We start from the raw sequence: 16,692 nt of genomic DNA, 5'->3' as shown, positions 1-16,692 counted from the left end.
CCCCGGCGCCCACGCACGAGAAAGGCCGTCGACCGGATCCGGTCGACGGCCTCCTCAACGACGGCAGGTCACACGTCGTAGTACAGCTCGAACTCGTGCGGGTGCGGGCGCAGACGGATCGGGTCGACCTCGTTCTCGCGCTTGTACGACACCCACGTCTCGATCAGGTCCGGCGTGAAGACGCCACCCTCGAGCAGGTAGTCGTGGTCCTCCTCCAGCGCGTTGAGCACGTCGGTGAGCGACCCCGGCACCTGCGGGATGTTGCGCGCCTCCTCCGGCGGCAACTCGTACAGGTCCTTGTCGACCGGCTCCGGCGGCTCGATCTTGTTGCGGATGCCGTCGAGACCGGCCATCAGCATCGCCGAGAACGCGAAGTACGGGTTGCACGACGGGTCGGGCACGCGGAACTCGATCCGCTTGGCCTTCGGGTTCGACCCCGTGATCGGGATGCGGACGCAGGCCGACCGGTTGCGCTGCGAGTACACCAGGTTGACCGGCGCCTCGTAGCCCGGCACCAGGCGGTGGTAGGAGTTGACCGTCGGGTTGGTGAACGCCAGCAGCGACGGGGCGTGCTTGAGCAGGCCGCCGATGTAGTAGCGGGCGGTGTCGGACAGCCCGGCGTAGCCCACCTCGTCGTAGAACAGCGGCGAGCCGTCCTTCCACAGCGACTGGTGGCAGTGCATGCCCGAGCCGTTGTCACCGAAGATCGGCTTCGGCATGAACGTGACCGTGTGCCCGTACTCGAGCGCCGTCGACTTGATCACGTACTTGTAGAGCATGAGGTTGTCGGCCGTCTTCAGCAGCGTGCCGAACTTGAAGTCGATCTCCGCCTGGCCCGCGGTGCCGACCTCGTGGTGCTGCATCTCGACGTCGATGCCGCACTCGATGAGGTTGCGGACCATCTCCGAGCGCAGGTCGGTGAAGTGGTCCATCGGCGGGACCGGGAAGTAGCCGCCCTTGTAGCGCGGCTTGTAACCCAGGTTGCCGCCCTCGGTGGCCTTGCCGGTGTTCCAGGCGCCTTCGATCGAGTCGATGTAGTAGTAGCCGGCGTTCTGCCTGGTCTCGAAGCGGACGTCGTCGAAGATGTAGAACTCCGCCTCGGGCCCGAAGTACACGGTGTCGGCGATGCCGGTGCCCTTGAGGTACTCCTCCGCCTTGCGTGCCACGTTGCGCGGGTCGCGGCTGTAGGCCTCGCCCGTCAGCGGGTCGTGCACGAAGAAGTTCAGGTTGAGCGTCTTGTGCTGGCGGAACGGGTCCACCACGGCGCTGGTCGGGTCGGGCAGCAGCAGCATGTCCGACTCGTGGATGGCCTGGAAACCGCGGATCGACGAGCCGTCGAACATCAGGCCGTCAGTGAAGACGTTCGCGTCGAAGTTCTCGACAGGGAAGGTGAAGTGGTGCGTCGTCCCCGGCAGGTCCGTGAACCTGACATCGACGAACTGCACCCCTTCGTCCCTGATGAAGTTCAGGACCTCGTCGGCGGAGTTGAACACTCTCGAACCTCCCTGGGGACGTGTATCAGACCGACGCTATGGCGCAGCGGTTTCCGTCCCATGTCCCAAGTGTTTCGCCGGTGTTAAGGGGCTCACGTGCCCGTCGACGTCGCACATCCCTCGCTCTCGGGCTTGTCCAGCTCGTAGGGGTCCCGGGGCGGGCCTGAGGGCTGCACCGCGTCCGGCTCGGAGTCCTCGTACATCGGGTGAATGAAGTAGTCGTGGACGTCGCAACGTGCCGGGGTCGCGCTGGCGCCTCCGTCGGTCACCCACACGACGACGTGTCCTTCCTCGCGGTAGATCTCGGCCACGCCCTTGGGGTGGGTGACCAGCCGCATCGTGGTGTCGGGCTGGCCGGGGCGCCGGATCGCGTAGACGACCAGGTAGTTGGTCTTCACGACGATGACGGTCCTGCCCTGGTCCTTCTTCGTGCTCAGCGTGGTCGTACCGTGCACCTTGATCACGTTGGTGGCCAACTCGGCCGTCTTGGGGGCGAAGCTGTTCACCCACATCCGCGGCTTCTTGCGATACCAGGAACGTTCATCAGGGTCGAGCAGCTTGAGGTAGGACTCGGGCTTGGCGCCCATCAGCGTCTCACGGTCGAGATAGGCCGCCTGGAACAGCTTCCCGACGCGGTCGAGACCGGCACGGACCTCCGCCTTGGACAGCCCGGCCAGCGCTTTGGCCTTGGGCAGCTGGAATCCGGCCATGCCGTCGGCGAAGTGCTCGGCCTTGGAATCGGTGAACGGGCCCACCTTCTGTGGCGCCTCGACGACCGGCTGCGTCTCCTCGGGAGGCGGGATCGAGGCGGCCTGCCGTACCGGGGAAACCGGGGAAGGGGTGAGCAGGTCCGGGCGGTAGGTCAGCACCAGACCGGCGGCGGCGATCACCGCGGTCACCGCGGCGGCGGCCAGCAGCCCGCGGCGGGCGCGGCGCGGCCGCCGCGCCCGCTGCGGTGCCTTCGCGCCCTTGGCGGCCGAGGCGCGCATCTTGCGCTGCTCGTCGGCGTCGATCTGGGACACGAGCTCGTTGAAGCGCGCGTCAAGGTCATCCCCGTGTGGCATGGCGTCCATGATGTTGGTCCTTGAGCAATTTTGGGTCACAACTGCGGATACCGTGGGGACATGAGCAAGCAGGGGCCGCGGTGGACGCAGACCTGGCTGGGCGGGGTGCGTTCGGCGGGGTTCGATCTTGGCTATCCGGGTGAGCGCCTGGGTCTGCCCGAGGAGGGCAGCGGGTCGATCGCCGGCTGGGGACGCAGGATCGGGGCCCTGGTCATCGACTGGATGATCTGCACCTGGGCGATCGCGCAGCTGCTGCTGCGCATCAGCCCCGTCCAGGCGCCGTGGGCGCCCGTGCTGATCTTCGCCCTACAGTACCTGCTGCTCGTCGGCCTGATCGGCCAGACCTTCGGCCACCGCCTCATGGGCATCCGTGTGGCGGCCATGGACGGCCGCGCGCCGCGCCTGCTGCCGGTCCTGGTCCGCACCGTCCTGCTGTGCCTGGCGATCCCCGCCCTCATCTCGGACCGCGACCACCGCGGCGTCCACGACCGCGTCTCCAACACGATGGTCGTGCGCATTTGACGTCCTCTCCGCCCTGAAGAAGGGCGGGGATTCCCCCCTGCTACGCCGCCGATGTGGCGGGCAGCTTGGAGCGGGTTCCTGCTTCGTCGGGTCGTGCCACCGCGAGCGATGGTCTTACCGTCCCTCCACAGGCGTTTAGGCTCTCCGCTCGTCCAGCGGCGAGAATGTTGATCGCTGCGTTCACGTCCCGATCGTGGGATACACCGCCAGGGCACGTCCAGGAGCGGACGTTCACGCCCTTCCGCCTGCCCGTCACCGAGGCGAAGAAGTTGCGGTAGGCGATGTTCAGGTCCGCTAACGCCTGCTGAAGCACGACGGCCGAAACCTCGCCCAGCCAGCACCGCTCCGTACTCACCTTGGCTCGAGTGATCACCCGCTTGGACAGCTCCCCGTCCGAGACATACGGCAAGCCTTGCTCGCGGGCTTCCTGCCGCGCGCGCAGTGCGTCGTTGAACACCGTCCGCGCGCACCCGAACGCTCTGGCCAGCGCGACCTGCTGACCCGGTGTCGGGTAGAGACGGAAGTTGTACCGGAGCTGCACTGATCAAACCTACCGAGCGCTCGGCCGGCCAGTGGACGGTGCCGGGTGCGCCGATCACCGGCCGCGGATCGCTGAGGACCGGACGGGCCATGCCCGTCCGATCCCGCTGTCTGGTCACGCGCCAGAACAGGTACGGCAGGGCCGGGCCGTCCCAGGCCAGGCGCGCTCTGCCGTACCCGAGGGGGACCCTGTGCCGCTCATGCCGCTGTACCGGAACTCGCTGTGAAGATCGCCGTGCCTGGGATGTGCCGGCCGCGCAGCGGGCTCCACCCGCCCCACACCCGGTCGTGGCCCTCGGGCCACTCGGGCTCGAGCAGCCCCTCCACGGTCAGCCCCGAGGCGACGATCGCGGCGATCCAGTCGCCCATCGTGCGATGGTGCTCGACGTAGGTGACCGTACCGTCGGAGTCTCTCTCGACGTACGGCGAGCGGTCGAAGTAGGACCGGTCGGAGGTCAGCCCGCGCGGCCCCGGATCGTCGGGGAAGGCCCACCGGACGGGGTGGCTGACGGAGAAGACGAAGCGCCCGCCGGGCCGCAGCACCCGGCGGACCTCGCGGAAGACGGCCGCCGGGTCGGCCACGAACGGCAGCGCCCCGAACGCGGAGCAGGCCAGGTCGAAGGCGGCGCCGCCGAACGGCAGGCTCTCGGCGTCGGCCTGCACCACCGGCACGAAGACCCCGGTCTCCTCGTCGATGCGCCGGGAGTGGCGCAGCTGCCGGTGCGAGATGTCGAAGGCGGCAACCCTGGCGCCCTGGGCGACCAGCCAGCGGGCGCACTGTGCCGCCCCGCAGCCGATCTCCAGCACGTCGCGCCCGCGCACGTCGCCGAGCAGGCGCGCCGCGGCCTCGTCGACGCCCTCCGGGCACCAGACGAAGCCGGTGTCACGCAGGAACTCGCCGTGCTCGAGCTGGTAGTCGTCGGCGTTGCCGTCCCACCAGCCGCGGTTGGCGCGCGACGAGACCGAGCCCACTAGCGCATCTTCGGGCCGCGCGGGATCCGGGTGCCCTTCGGCATCGGGCCCTTGGGCATCGGCATGTTCTTCGGGAGCGAGCGCAGGCGGTCCTTGATCTCGTTGACGGCCGGCTTCTTCAGGTTGCGCGGCAGCTTCATGATCTGCCGCTGCAGCTTGGAGATGGGCACCTGGCCCTCGCCGTCACCGCACTGGATGTCGTAGATGTTCACGTCGAGCACGACGCGGGCGACCCGCTTCTTCTCGGCGGCGAGCATCTTGGCCACCCGGTTGCCCGGGCCCTCCGACACCAGCACCACGCCCGGGGCGCCGACCACGAGGTGGATCAGGTCCTGGTCGCGGTTGACCGCGATGGCCGGGGTGACCTGCCAGTTGCCTCGCATGCCCTGCAGCACCGCCGCGGCGGCGCCGGTCTGGCCGTGCAGGATGCTGTACTGCGCGCGCTGCGCCAGCTGTCCGAACACGACCAGGCCCACGCTGATCGCCGCGAGGATGCCCAGGAAGATGGAGTACACGAGGTAGTCCGTCACCAGGCCGATCACGACGACCACGGCAAGCGTGCCCACCGCCGAAAGGAAGACGATCGGCATCCCCTTGGGGTTGGCCTGCTTGATGATCTGTGCGATCATGCGGAGCTGCTTGATGCGCCCCGGCTTCTCTGGATCTTCGGACTTCGCCATGTTCCGAGGATACAAACCCGAGCCGTCCGAAAGGAAAACGTGACCTAGAGCGTCGCTGAGAGCGAACGCTCCGCGTAGGACCGGCCGGCCTCGACGGTGTGCGGCCCGGACACGGCCCGCCAGCCGCCCTCGGTCCACTCCTGGAAGGCGCGCTCCGGCAGGAAGACCGTGGTGAGCACCGTCTGCCCGGGATCCGCCTCGACCACGTCGAACCCCGCCAGCGCGCCGTCCACGTACACCTGCACGACCTCTCTGCCGCTCCGCGCGCCCGTGTTGGTGACCGCCACGGTCACGCTCCGGTCCTCGGCCGCGATGGAGTCGTAGGACCAGCTGGTGTACCCCAGGCCGTGCCCGAACCAGAACGCAGGCTCGGCAGTCCAGCCCCGGTAGCCGATCTTGCCGCCTTCGGAGTACGGCACGGCGCCGTCGGCCGGCGTGACGTTCACCACCGGCGCGTCCTTCAGCCGCCGCGGCCACGTCGTGGGCAGCCGGCCGCCCGGTTCGGCGTCGCCGAACAGCACGTCGGCCAGCGCCCCGCCCGCCTCCTGACCGGGGAACCAGGTCAGCAGCACCGCGGCCACCGACTCCAGCCACGGCATCTCGACCGGCGACCCGGCGTTGACCACCACGACCGTGCGCGGGTTGGCCGCGGCCACGGCGGCGATCAGCTCGTCCTGGCGGCCGGGCAGCTTCAGGTCCTTGCGGTCGAAGCCCTCGCTCTCCACCTCCAGCGTGGTGGAGGCGACGACCACCGCCACGTCGCTGGCCGCGGCGACCCGGACGGCCTCGGCGATCAACTCGTCCTCGCCCGGGGAGGGGTTGGCGTGCCCGAGCGTGAACGCGACCAGGCCGAAGCCCATCAGCGCGCCCGACGGGTGCTTGACCGTCAGCTCCACCGGCGTGCCCGCCCGCAGCTCCACCGCCACCCGCCGCTCCGGCGGCGCCAGGAACGCGGCCGCCGGGTCGTCGCCGTCCAGCGACACGGTCTCCTCCAGCACGGTCCGCCCGTCTACGGTCACGGTGAACGCGCCGACGCCGGCCACGGAGAACACGTGCTCGCCCGACAGGTCGGGCGTGTAGGTGGTGCGCAGCTCGACGAAGGACAGCCGGTCCTGGGCCGCCCCGTCGGGCAGCTGGCCGATCCAGCGGGCCTCGGTGGTGGCCAGCCGCTCCTCCGCCAGCACGTCGCCGTCGGCGTCCATGAAGTACGCCCTGGTCGGGATCGTCAGCGGCGACAGCCGTACCCGGGGGTCGGTGCCGATCGCGTAGCGGACCTCCACGCCGTCGCGCTCGCGCAGGCCCTGCAGCGGGGAGAAGACGCGGTCGGGGAAGACCTGGGCGCTGCCGCCGCCCATGATGCGCGCCTCGTCCGCGGCGCTGCCGATCAGCGCCAGGGTCCTGACGTCCTCCAGCGGCAGGACGCCGCCGTCGTTCCGCACCAGAGTGAAGCTGCGCGCCGCGACCTCGCGGGCGAGCGCGGCGCCGTCGATGCGCTCATGCTCCGCGCCGGTACGGCTCGCGTCGCCGAGCGCTCCGACGCGGTGCGCCAGGCGGAGGATCCTGCGGACCTTGTCGTCGATGACGGACTCCGGCACCCGGCCCTCGCGGACCGCCTCCTCGAGCTTGTCGCCCCACGGCCCGTGCGGCCCGGGCATCGCGACGTCCGTGCCGCCCAGCGCGGCCGGCTCCGTGGAGCGCACCGCGGTCCAGTCGGACACCACGTACCCGTCGAAGCCCCACTCGTCCTTGAGCACGCCGTTGACCAGGTCGGAGTGCTCGGTCATGGTCGTGCCGTTGACCGCGTTGTAGGCCGTCATCAGCCCCCACGCCCCGGCGCCGACGACCCGCTCGAACGGCCGCAGGTACACCTCCCGCAGCACCTTCTCGGTGACCTGGACGTTCACGGTGAAGCGGTCGGTCTCGAAGTCGTTGGCCACGAAGTGCTTGGGCGTGGTGCCCACGCCGCCCTCCTGGACGCCTTCGACGTAGGCCGCGCCCAGCTCGCCGGTCAGGAACGGGTCCTCGGAGAAGCACTCGAAGTGGCGGCCGCCCAGCGGGCTGCGGTGCAGGTTGATCGTGGGCGCGAGCAGCACGTGCACGCCCTTGCGCCGGGCCTCCTGAGCCAGCAGGCGACCCACCTGCTTGACCAGGTCCACGTCCCAGGTGGCGGCCAGCGCGGTGGGGCTGGGCAGCGCGATCGACGGGTCGACCGCGCTCCACTGCTCGCCGCGCACGCCGATGGGGCCGTCGCTCATCACGAGCCGGTCGAGTCCGATCTCGGGGATCGGGGGGAGCGACCACATGTCCGCGCCGGTGAGCAGGCGGATCTTGGTGGGCAGGTCCAGCTTGTTGATCAGGTCATCGAAGTCCACACGCACAGTGTTAACCCGAATACTGAGTGATCGATAGGTTTGTTATCTTTGTGTTACCAACCTCTTTCCTTGCTGAACAGCAAAAAGGCCGCATTCCCTGGGGGAATGCGGCCTCGGTGAGGTGTGGCTAGGCGGTCTGACGCGCCTCGATCGCCTGCTGGTACAGGCGGCCCGCCCGGTAGGACGAGCGGACCAGCGGCCCGGACATGACGCCGGCGAAGCCGATCGCCTCGGCCTCGGCCTGCAGCTCCACGAACTCCTCCGGCTTGACCCAGCGCTCGACCGGGTGGTGGCGGGGGGTGGGACGCAGATACTGGGTGATGGTCAGCAGGTCGGTGCCCGCCTCGTGCAGGTCGCGCATCGCCTGGACGATCTCCTCGCGCTCCTCGCCCATCCCCAGGATCAGGTTGGACTTGGTGACCAGCCCGGCCTCGCGGGCCATCGTGATCACCTTCAGGGAACGCTCGTAGCGGAAGGCCGGGCGGATGCGCTTGAAGATGCGCGGCACGGTCTCGATGTTGTGCGCGAACACCTCGGGCTTGCTGGAGAAGACCTCCGCCAGCTGCTCGCGGTCGCCGTTGAAGTCGGGCACCAGCAGCTCGACGCCGCAGCCGGGCAGCAGCGCGTGGATCTGCCTGGCGGTCTCGGCGTAGAGCCAGGCGCCGCCGTCGGGCAGGTCGTCGCGGGCGACACCGGTCACGGTGGCGTACTTCAGTCCCATCTGCTGGACCGACTCCGCCACGCGGCGCGGCTCGTCCTTGTCGTACTCCTTGGGCTTGCCGGTGTCGATCTGGCAGAAGTCACACCGGCGGGTGCACTGGTCACCGCCGATGAGGAAGGTCGCCTCGCGGTCTTCCCAGCACTCGTAGATATTGGGACAGCCCGCCTCTTCACAGACCGTGTGCAGGCCCTCCCGGCGCACGAGCGATTTCAGCTCGGTGTACTCGGGGCCCGTCCTCAGCTTGGTCTTGATCCACGGGGGCTTGCGCTCGATAGGGGTCTCGGCATTGCGCACCTCCAGGCGGAGGAGCTTCCTGCCTTCAGGAGCTACGGTCACGAGACCTCCTTCGTCGGTCTCGCGACCAAGGTGCTGTATTTGATGGTTCGCTCGCTACGCTCGCTCACAGTGACAGCTTACGTGTTAAGAAATCAGGCCGAAGCCCCGGATGGCCCTGGTGTAGTGGCGCAGCAGCTCGTCGTCGATGCGGTCCGACTCGGCCAGTGCGAGCAGCTCGCCGTCGCCGCCCGCCGTGAGCACCGACGAGCGCTCCAAAGCGCCCTGCCTGATCTGCTCGACGCTCTCGCCGCGCAGCGCCGCGGCCTGGATCGGGGCCAGGTAGCCGCCGGTGGCCATCACCCTGTCCAGGTCGTCCAGCTCGCGCTCGCTCACCACGCGCAGCGCCCGCACCCGCTTCCTTTCCGCGGTACGGCTCTCGCCCGCGCGGGCCAGGCGGCTGAGCGCGAACTCCACCAGCAGCACCGGCCCGCCGAACACCCGCCCGACGATCCGGCCGAGGAATCCGGTGGCCTCGTAGCCACCGGGGGAGGCGGCGATGCCCAGCGACGCCTCGGCGATCTTCACCTGCGCCTCCTCGCGCACGCTCAGCGGCTCGGCGCCCAGCAGCGCCTTGCGCCACTCGCCCAGCGTGGCCAGCGCGGTCTCCACCGTGCGCTCCTTGGCGGTCGGCACGTCCGCGTACGCCTTGGCCAGCAGCGTCACCCGCTGCTTGGGTGTCAGCGCCAGCCACAGGGGCAGCCCGATCACCAGCGTCGGCGTGCGCAGCGGGCCCATCCGCTCGTAGCGGACGTCGGTGGCCAGATCGCGCACCGCGATCCTGGCGGGCCGGCCGGCTCCGATCCGGTCGGCCACCCGGCCGGCCGTGCCGTACAGCTCGGCGGCGGAGGAGCGGTCGAGCACCTCGGCGTCGGCGGGGAGGCTGCCCAGGCGCGGCCGCAGGAGCCAGCCGACCGCGATGAGGAAGCCGCCGATGAGCCAGGCGGGGAAGGAGGACGCGTGCGCGGCGATCGTCCAGCCGCCGAGCAGCACGAACGCCAGCGTGAGCAGGTGGACGGCCAGCGAGAGCGCGAGGGCTAAGTGGCTCTTCATCGGCCGATCGTACTATCGGCGGAGCAGATCTTCCTCGTGCAGTTCGTAGGCCTCCATGCCCAGCCATTCGGCCAGCCGCTTCTCCATGATCGGCATGACCTCATCGGCCACGATGCGCCTGCCCGTCTCCGCCGACAGCGACGAGACGCCCACGCCGGGGATGCCGCACGGCACGATCCTGTTGAACCAGCGCGGGTCGTTGGCGCAGTTCAGTGAGAAGCCGTGCATGGTGACGCCGCGCTGCACGCGGATGCCGACCGCGCCGAGTTGCCGGTCGGGCAGCCCGAGCGTGGTGTCACCGGCCGCCCACACGCCGCCGTGCCTGGGGGAGCGGCGTGCTGTCACCCCGAAGTCGGAGCACACCTGGATCATCGCGTCCTCCAGCCGGCGCACGTACGCCGTGGGGTCGTCGATCCTGATGATGGGGTAGCCGACCAGCTGGCCGGGACCGTGCCAGGTGATACGACCGCCGCGATCGACGTCGATCACCGGCGTGCCGTCGGCGGGACGCTCGTGCGGCGCGGTCCGCTTGCCCGCCGTGTAGACGGGTGCGTGCTCGAGGATCAGGACGGTGTCGGGCAGCTCGTCGGCGACCCGCTTGCCGTGCACCCAGCGCTGGAGCTCCCAGGCCTGCTCGTAGGGGACGTCGACACCGAGCCTGACGACGGCGAGTCCGTCGTGCATGGGGCGCATGGTGCCATTGTGCCGTTCCCTCACCCATCAAGGGTAATTCAGGACGTCAGCAGCCGAGGTTCGATCCTGAACTCCTTGACGCCGTCGGCGCCGTCGTGCTCGACCCGGTAGGCGTAGCCGCCGGGGTCGACCGTCACCGCCTGGATGAACTCGGTGCCCACGTAGTGCAGCCCGACGCCCTCGTCGGCGGCGTAGCCGTCGGGCAGCTCGCCGCTGGCCACCGACGCCTGCAGCATCTGGCGGCGCTGCGGCTCGGAGTTGTAGTGCACGCCGCAGCTGTAGGGCAGCAGCGCCAGGCCGTCAGCCCAGACCCGCAGCTCGGGGCCGAAGGAGTCGGTGTTGCCGCCGACGTGCCAGCACAGCGCGCCCGCGCTCTGGCCGGACAGTACGACGCCGGCCCGCCAGGCCTCCTCCATCGCCTCGTCGAGGCCGTGCAGCCGCCACAGCGCCATCAGGTTGGCCACGCTGCCGCCGCTGACGTAGATCATGTCCTGGTCGAGCACCCAGGCGCGCGGATCGTCGACGTTGGGCATGGGGAACACCGTCAGGTGGCTCAGCTCCACGTCCCACCCGGCGAAAGCGCCGTACATCGTCAGCAGCCAGTCGGAGTCGTCGCCCGTCGCCGTGGCGAGCAGGCCCAGCTTGGGACGGTCCTGACCGGTCAGATCCAGGGCGTAGCGCAGCAGCGGGCCGGCCTCGAGGAAGCCGTGGCGCTTGGTCTGGCGGAACGATCCACCGCCGATGGCGAGAATGTGAGACTGCCCTGATCTGGTCATTTTCGTATTCCCCACGTGCTGTTGGACGAACGGCACACTACAGTACGGCGCGCAGCGCCTCGTCGAGGCGTGTATGCATGAAGCGATAGCCGTTGTCCACCAGCTTCTTGGGCAGAATGCGGTGGCTTGACAGCAAGCCGACTCTGGCAAACTCCCCGAGTCCGAGCTCCAGTGCGAAGGCGGGCGCGGGAATGGGCATCGTACCCCTGTGCAGGGCTTTTCCCAGAGTTCTGGTGAACTCCGCATTCGTGACCGGGGTGGGGGAGGCCATATTAACCGGCCCTCCTATTTCCCGATTTTTCAGGATATGTAGGGTGGCGGCGGTCCAGTCGTCCTCCGTGATCCAGGACCAGAATTGTTTGCCGCTTCCCAGGGGGGCGCCCATGCCCACCTTGAAGATGGGCAGCATTCTGCGCAGCGCCCCACCCCGTCCGCTGAGCGCCAGTGTGGTCCGCAGCTGCACCGTCCTGATGCCCGCCTCCTCGGCCCCGCGCGCCTCGCTCTCCCACTGCTCGCACAGCTGGGCCAGGAACCCCTCGCCCCGCGGGGCGTCCTCGTCGATGACGTCGTCGCCGGTGTCGCCGTAGAAGTCGACGCCGGAGGCCGACACGAGCACCTCGGGCGGTGTCTGGAGCCTCTTGAGGGCCTCGACCAGCGCCTTGGTGCTCGCCACCCGGCTCTCGACCAGGGTCCGCTTGTAGGCGGTGTTCCACCGCTTGTCGGCCACCGGCGCTCCGGCCAGGTGGACCACGGCGGTCGCGCCCTCCAGGGAGGCCTCGTCGATCACGCCTGTGCCGGGGTCCCACGATGCCTCGTCGTCGGCCCGTGCGGCCCGCCGTACCAGTCGCACGACCTCCTGGCCGTCCTGCCGCAACGCCCGGACCAGCGCGCTCCCCAGCAGCCCGGACGCCCCGGTCACGATGATCGTCATACCTCCACCCTACGCGCCCACCCACCCCCACCCGCAGCCACGCCACCCCCACCCCACCAGGCCAATCCCCACCCCAGACACGAAAGCCCCACACACCCGGTGTGAGGTGTGGGGGCGGGAAGGCGTGCCGTACAGGAAAAGCGAGCGGGCCGGGGCGGAAAGTGCCCCGGCCCGCTCGGAAGAGGGTTATGCGAGGCCGAGCTGGGCCTCGAAGCGGCCCTCCTCGAGACGCTTCTTGATGGTGACCAGGAAGCGCGCCGCGTCCGCACCGTCGACGAGGCGGTGGTCGTACGTCAGCGCCAGGTACACCATCGACCGGACCGCGATGACCTCGCCCTCAGGCGTGTCGACCACGACGGGACGCTTGACGACCGCGCCCGTGCCGAGCATGCCGACCTGCGGCTGGTTGAGGATCGGGGTGTCGAAGAGCGCGCCGCGGCTGCCCGTGTTGGTGAGCGTGAACGTGCCGCCGGTGATCTCGTCGGGCGTCACCTGGTTGTTGCGGGTGCGCTCGGCGAGGTCGGTGACCTTACGGGCGAGGCCGGCCAGGTTGAGGTCGCCGGCGTTCTTGACGACGGCCGCCAGGAGACCGCGCTCGGTGTCGACCGCGACGCCGAGGTTCTCGACGTCGAAGTAGGTCACCTCGTTGGTCTCGTTGTTGATCGTGGCGTTCAGCTTCGGGTGCTGCTTGAGCGCCTCGACCGTGGCCATCGCGAAGAACGGGGTGAAGGTCAGCTTCACGCCCTCGCGGCGCTGGAAGTCGTCCTTGGCCTTCGCGCGCAGCCGGGCGATCTTCGTGACGTCGACCTCGATCACGGTGGTGAGCTGCGCCGCGGTCTGCAGCGACTCGACCATCCGCTTGGCGATCGTCTGACGCAGCCGCGTCATCTTCTCGGTACGGCCGCGCAGCGTGGTGTCCACCTCGACCGGCTCGGGAGCCGTGGCGACCGGAGCCTGAGCGGCGGCGGCCGGGGCGGCGGCGGGAGCCGGGGCCGCGGCGGCCGGGGCGGGAGCGGCCGTGGCGGCCTGCTCACGCTGGGCCTTGGCGGCCTCGAGGACGTCCTGCTTGCGGATACGCCCGCCGACGCCGGTGCCCGTGATCGCGTCCAGGTCGACGCTGTGCTCGGCGGCGAGCTTGCGCACCAGCGGCGTCACGTACGGGCTCTCGCCCGCGGACGGCAGCGGCGCGGGCGCGGCCTGAGCCGGAGCGGGCGCGGGAGCAGCCGGAGCCGAGGCGGGCGCCGGAGCGGCCTGAGCCGGAGCCGGTGCGGGCGCCGGGGCGGCGGCCGGTGCGGGCTGCGGGATCGAAGAAACGGGCGCGGCGGGCTCAGGCTCCGGCGCGGGCGCAGGGGCCGGGGCGGCGGCGGGCTCGGCGGCCGGGGCGGTGGCGCCCGCCTGGCCGTTCTCGTCGATGACGGCCAGCTCCGCGCCGACCTCGACGGTCTCGTCCTCAGCCACGACGATCTTGGTGATGACGCCCGCGGCCGGCGACGGGATCTCGGTGTCGACCTTGTCGGTCGACACTTCGAGGAGCGGCTCGTCCGCCTCGACGCGCTCGCCCTCCTTCTTCAGCCAACGGGTGACGGTGCCCTCAGTCACGCTCTCGCCGAGCTGGGGCATCTGTACGGAGACCGGCATGGGTTATGTCTTCCTCGAGATTCTTAGTTGTGCACGTGCAGGGGCTTGCCGGCCAGCGCCAGCATGGCCTCGCCCATGGCTTCTGACTGAGTCGGGTGAGCGTGGATCAGCTGGGCGACCTCTGCGGGCAGCGCCTCCCAGTTGTAGATCAGCTGGCCCTCGGTGACGAGCTCGCCGATGCGCCGCCCGACCATGTGAACGCCCACGACGGGCCCGTCCTTCCTGGCGAGGACCTTGACGGCGCCGGCGGTGCCGAGAATCTGGCTCTTGGGGTTGCCCGCGAGGTCGTAGACCTGCTCCACGATCTCGATGCCGCGCTCGGCGGCCTGGGCCGAGGTCAGGCCGACCGAGGCCACCTCGGGGTCGGAGTAGGTGATCCGGGGCACGCCCAGGTAGTCGATGGGCGGCGGGTTGAGCCCGGCGATGTGCTCGGCCACCATGATCCCCTCGGCGAAGCCGGCGTGCGCCAGCTGCAGGGTGTTGATCAGGTCGCCGATGGCGTAGACCCCGGGCACGGAGGTCTGGCAGTGCTCGTCGACGTTGACGGTGCCGCGCTCGACGGCGATGCCCTGCTCCTCGAAGCCCATCCCGGCGGAGACGGCGCCGCGGCCGACGGCCACGAGCAGGATCTCGGCGTCGAGGGTCTTGCCGTTGGCCAGGGTGACGACCACGCCGGTGTCGGTGGTCTTGGCGCTGTCGAAGAAGACGCCCAGCTCGTACTTGATGCCGCGGCGGCGGAAGGCCCGCTCGAGCAGCTTGGAGCTGGACTCCTCCTCGGTCGGCAGCAGGTGCGGCAGCGCCTCGACGATGGTCACCTCGGCGCCGAAGGAGCGGTAGACGCTGGCCAGCTCGACGCCGATGACGCCGCCGCCGAGCACGATGACCGAGGTGGGCACGCGGTCCATCACCAGCGTGTGCTCGCTGGTGATGATCCGCTCGCCGTCGATGTCCAACCCGGGCAGGGACTTGGGCGCCGAGCCCGTGGCCAGCACCAGGTTCGTGCCCTCGACGACCTCGGAGCCCACCTGGACCTGCCGCGGACCGACCAGGCGGCCCTCACCCTCCACGATGGTCACGCCGGCCGACTTCAGCAGGCCCTGCACGCCCTTCCAGGCACGGGTGACGATCTTGTCCTTGAACGAGTGGACGCCAGGGACGTCGATGCCCTCGAAGCGGGCCTTGACGCCGAAGGACTCGCTCTCGCGGGTCTCGTCGGCGACCTCGGCCGAGTGCAGGAGGGCCTTGGTGGGGATGCATCCCCGGTGGAGGCAGGTGCCGCCGATCTTGTCCTTCTCGATCAGCGCGACGGACTTGCCCAGCTCGGCCGCCCGCAGCGCGCACGCGTATCCGCCGCTGCCGCCACCTAGGACGACGATGTCGTAGGCCACAGGAAGGCTCCTTGTCGGGTTCGTGATGCCGTCATCTTTTCATTTGTTTCATGCGGACGCGTGCCGCTCGGCCAGTCCGATGAGGGTGCGGGTGATGGCGCCGGTGCCGCCCTTGGGGGTGTAGCCGTGCGGCTCGCCCTTGTTGAAGGCGGGCCCGGCCATGTCGATGTGCGCCCAGCGCACTCCGTCGGGCACGAACTCCTTCAGGAAGATGGCCGCGGTGAGCATGCCGCCCCAGCGCTCGGGGTGGAGGTTGGCGATGTCGGCGACCGGGGAGTCGAGGCCCTTGCGCAGCTCGTCGGGCAGCGGCATGCCCCAGGCGGCCTCGCCCACGGCGCCGGCGGCCTCGACGACCTGCTCGCGCACCTCGTCGTCGTTGGCCATGACGCCGGCCGTACGCCAGCCGAGCGCGACGATCTGGGCGCCGGTCAGCGTGGCGACGTCGACGATCAGGTCGGGGCCGTCCTCGGCGGCGCGGGCGATGCCGTCCATGAGGACCAGGCGGCCCTCGGCGTCGGTGTCGAGCACCTCGACCGTCTTGCCGCTGTAGCTGTGGAGCACGTCGGAGGGCCGCTGCGCGGTGCCGGAGGGCAGGTTCTCGGCCAGGCAGAGGTAGCCGACCACGTTCACCGCCAGGCCCAGCTTGGCGATGCCGACCAGCGCGCCGAAGACGGCGCCCGCGCCTCCCATGTCGGACTTCATCCAGTCCATGGACGAGGTCGGCTTCAGCGACAGGCCGCCGGAGTCGAAGGTGATGCCCTTGCCCACGAACGCCAGCGTCTTGGCGGCCTCGGGGTGGCTGTAGGCCAGGCGGACCAGGCGCGGCGGGTTGACCGAGCCCTGGCCGACGCCGATGAGTCCGCCGTAACCGGCGTCCTTGAGCTGCTTCTCGTCGAGGACCTCCACGGCGATGCCCAGCGGAGCGGCGGTCTGCTCGGCGATCTCGGCGAAGCGCGCCGGCCACAGGTCCGACGGCGGGGTGTTGACCAGGTCGCGCACCAGCTTCACCGAGTCGGCCAGTACGGTGGCCCGCTCGGCGACCGCCTGGTCGGCATCGGTCAGGACCGTGAGCTCCCCGACCGGGGCCTTGGGAGGCTCGCCAGTGCGGTAGCGGTCGAACCCGTAGGCGCCCAGCAGCGCGCCCAGCGCCACCGCCTCGGCGTCGCCGTCCAGCGCCAGGGCGGCGCGAGCCGTACCGGCCAGCGAGCGGACAGCGGCGCCGGCGGCGCGGCGCAGGTCCTCGAGGCTCTCGCCCACGCCGACGGCGACCAGCAGCGGCGCGGTGATCGCGCCGAAGGTCGGGATCTTGGCGATCTCGCCGGGCTTGCCGGAGAAGGCGACGGCCGCAAGCGAGGCGGCCAGCTTCCCGTCGAAGGCGGCCTCCAGGCCGTCGGCGACGGGGCGGGGCCCATCGGGGCCGGACCGGAATCCGACGATCAGTGCGTCGGTGTCGAATGAGACGGAATCTGCTGAGTTCAGCCGCACGGTGGTCACGTAAACCGATGCTATCCAGGGT

Annotated in this window: 15 protein-coding genes; 1 reads left to right on the top strand and 14 read right to left on the bottom strand. The window is 70.1% G+C overall.

Annotated features, from left to right (window positions below; genetic code table 11):
• Positions 1-68: 68 nt before the first annotated feature.
• Together glnA and ACIBHX_RS12220 are read right to left on the bottom strand one after the other, a co-directional pair.
• Positions 69-1,493: a type I glutamate--ammonia ligase gene (glnA, locus tag ACIBHX_RS12225; protein ID WP_397066786.1), complete on the bottom strand. Its 1,425-nt coding sequence runs from the start codon at positions 1,491-1,493 to the stop codon at positions 69-71.
• A 92-nt stretch (positions 1,494-1,585) separates the two neighbouring features.
• On the bottom strand, positions 1,586-2,557 hold the full coding sequence (locus ACIBHX_RS12220) for a hypothetical protein (RefSeq protein ID WP_397066784.1): 972 nt from the start codon (positions 2,555-2,557) through the stop codon (positions 1,586-1,588).
• Between the two features lie 60 nt (positions 2,558-2,617).
• Here ACIBHX_RS12220 and ACIBHX_RS12215 point away from each other — a divergent pair, with 60 nt between their 5' ends.
• Positions 2,618-3,079, top strand: coding sequence for an RDD family protein (locus tag ACIBHX_RS12215; protein WP_397066783.1), 462 nt, complete (start codon positions 2,618-2,620; stop codon positions 3,077-3,079).
• 40 nt (positions 3,080-3,119) lie between these two features.
• Here the strand turns inward: ACIBHX_RS12215 and ACIBHX_RS12210 are convergent, their stop codons facing one another.
• The 12 genes from ACIBHX_RS12210 to ACIBHX_RS12155 form a co-directional block, all read right to left on the bottom strand.
• On the bottom strand, positions 3,120-3,620 hold the full coding sequence (locus ACIBHX_RS12210) for a helix-turn-helix domain-containing protein (RefSeq protein WP_397066781.1): 501 nt from the start codon (positions 3,618-3,620) through the stop codon (positions 3,120-3,122).
• Between the two features lie 197 nt (positions 3,621-3,817).
• On the bottom strand, positions 3,818-4,591 hold the full coding sequence (locus ACIBHX_RS12205; protein WP_397066779.1) for a class I SAM-dependent methyltransferase: 774 nt from the start codon (positions 4,589-4,591) through the stop codon (positions 3,818-3,820).
• The gene (locus tag ACIBHX_RS12200) at positions 4,591-5,271 is read right to left on the bottom strand and encodes a DUF4191 domain-containing protein (protein WP_397066778.1); all 681 of its coding nucleotides are present in this window, start codon (positions 5,269-5,271) and stop codon (positions 4,591-4,593) included. The genes ACIBHX_RS12205 and ACIBHX_RS12200 overlap by 1 nt, the downstream gene beginning before the upstream one ends.
• Before the next feature lie 44 nt (positions 5,272-5,315).
• Positions 5,316-7,574 (bottom strand): glycoside hydrolase family 3 C-terminal domain-containing protein, encoded by a 2,259-nt coding sequence (locus ACIBHX_RS12195; protein ID WP_397067078.1) that lies wholly within the window; start codon positions 7,572-7,574, stop codon positions 5,316-5,318.
• Between the two features lie 196 nt (positions 7,575-7,770).
• The gene (lipA, locus tag ACIBHX_RS12190; RefSeq protein WP_397066776.1) at positions 7,771-8,700 is read right to left on the bottom strand and encodes a lipoyl synthase; all 930 of its coding nucleotides are present in this window, start codon (positions 8,698-8,700) and stop codon (positions 7,771-7,773) included.
• An 84-nt stretch (positions 8,701-8,784) separates the two neighbouring features.
• Complete coding sequence (locus tag ACIBHX_RS12185; protein ID WP_397066774.1) at positions 8,785-9,750, bottom strand: hypothetical protein; 966 nt, start codon at positions 9,748-9,750, stop codon at positions 8,785-8,787.
• A gap of 12 nt (positions 9,751-9,762) precedes the next feature.
• Positions 9,763-10,434: a lipoyl(octanoyl) transferase LipB gene (gene lipB / locus ACIBHX_RS12180; RefSeq protein WP_397066772.1), complete on the bottom strand. Its 672-nt coding sequence runs from the start codon at positions 10,432-10,434 to the stop codon at positions 9,763-9,765.
• A 47-nt stretch (positions 10,435-10,481) separates the two neighbouring features.
• Positions 10,482-11,219 carry a Type 1 glutamine amidotransferase-like domain-containing protein gene (locus ACIBHX_RS12175; protein WP_397066770.1) on the bottom strand — a complete coding sequence of 246 codons (738 nt, stop codon included), beginning with the start codon at positions 11,217-11,219 and terminating at the stop codon, positions 10,482-10,484.
• A gap of 37 nt (positions 11,220-11,256) precedes the next feature.
• Positions 11,257-12,150, bottom strand: coding sequence for a TIGR01777 family oxidoreductase (locus ACIBHX_RS12170; protein ID WP_397066768.1), 894 nt, complete (start codon positions 12,148-12,150; stop codon positions 11,257-11,259).
• 186 nt (positions 12,151-12,336) lie between these two features.
• A complete protein-coding gene (gene sucB / locus ACIBHX_RS12165) occupies positions 12,337-13,788 on the bottom strand; it encodes a 2-oxoglutarate dehydrogenase, E2 component, dihydrolipoamide succinyltransferase (protein WP_397066767.1) in 1,452 nt (483 codons plus the stop codon).
• 23 nt (positions 13,789-13,811) lie between these two features.
• The gene (gene lpdA, locus ACIBHX_RS12160) at positions 13,812-15,176 is read right to left on the bottom strand and encodes a dihydrolipoyl dehydrogenase (protein ID WP_397066765.1); all 1,365 of its coding nucleotides are present in this window, start codon (positions 15,174-15,176) and stop codon (positions 13,812-13,814) included.
• Positions 15,177-15,224: 48 nt separating this feature from the next.
• Complete coding sequence (locus tag ACIBHX_RS12155) at positions 15,225-16,670, bottom strand: leucyl aminopeptidase (protein ID WP_397066763.1); 1,446 nt, start codon at positions 16,668-16,670, stop codon at positions 15,225-15,227.
• Positions 16,671-16,692: the final 22 nt, after the last annotated feature.

The organism is Nonomuraea sp. NPDC050536, assembly GCF_044457685.1.
GTDB lineage: Bacteria > Actinomycetota > Actinomycetes > Streptosporangiales > Streptosporangiaceae > Nonomuraea.
This window is presented reverse-complemented; position numbering and strand designations above follow the sequence as displayed.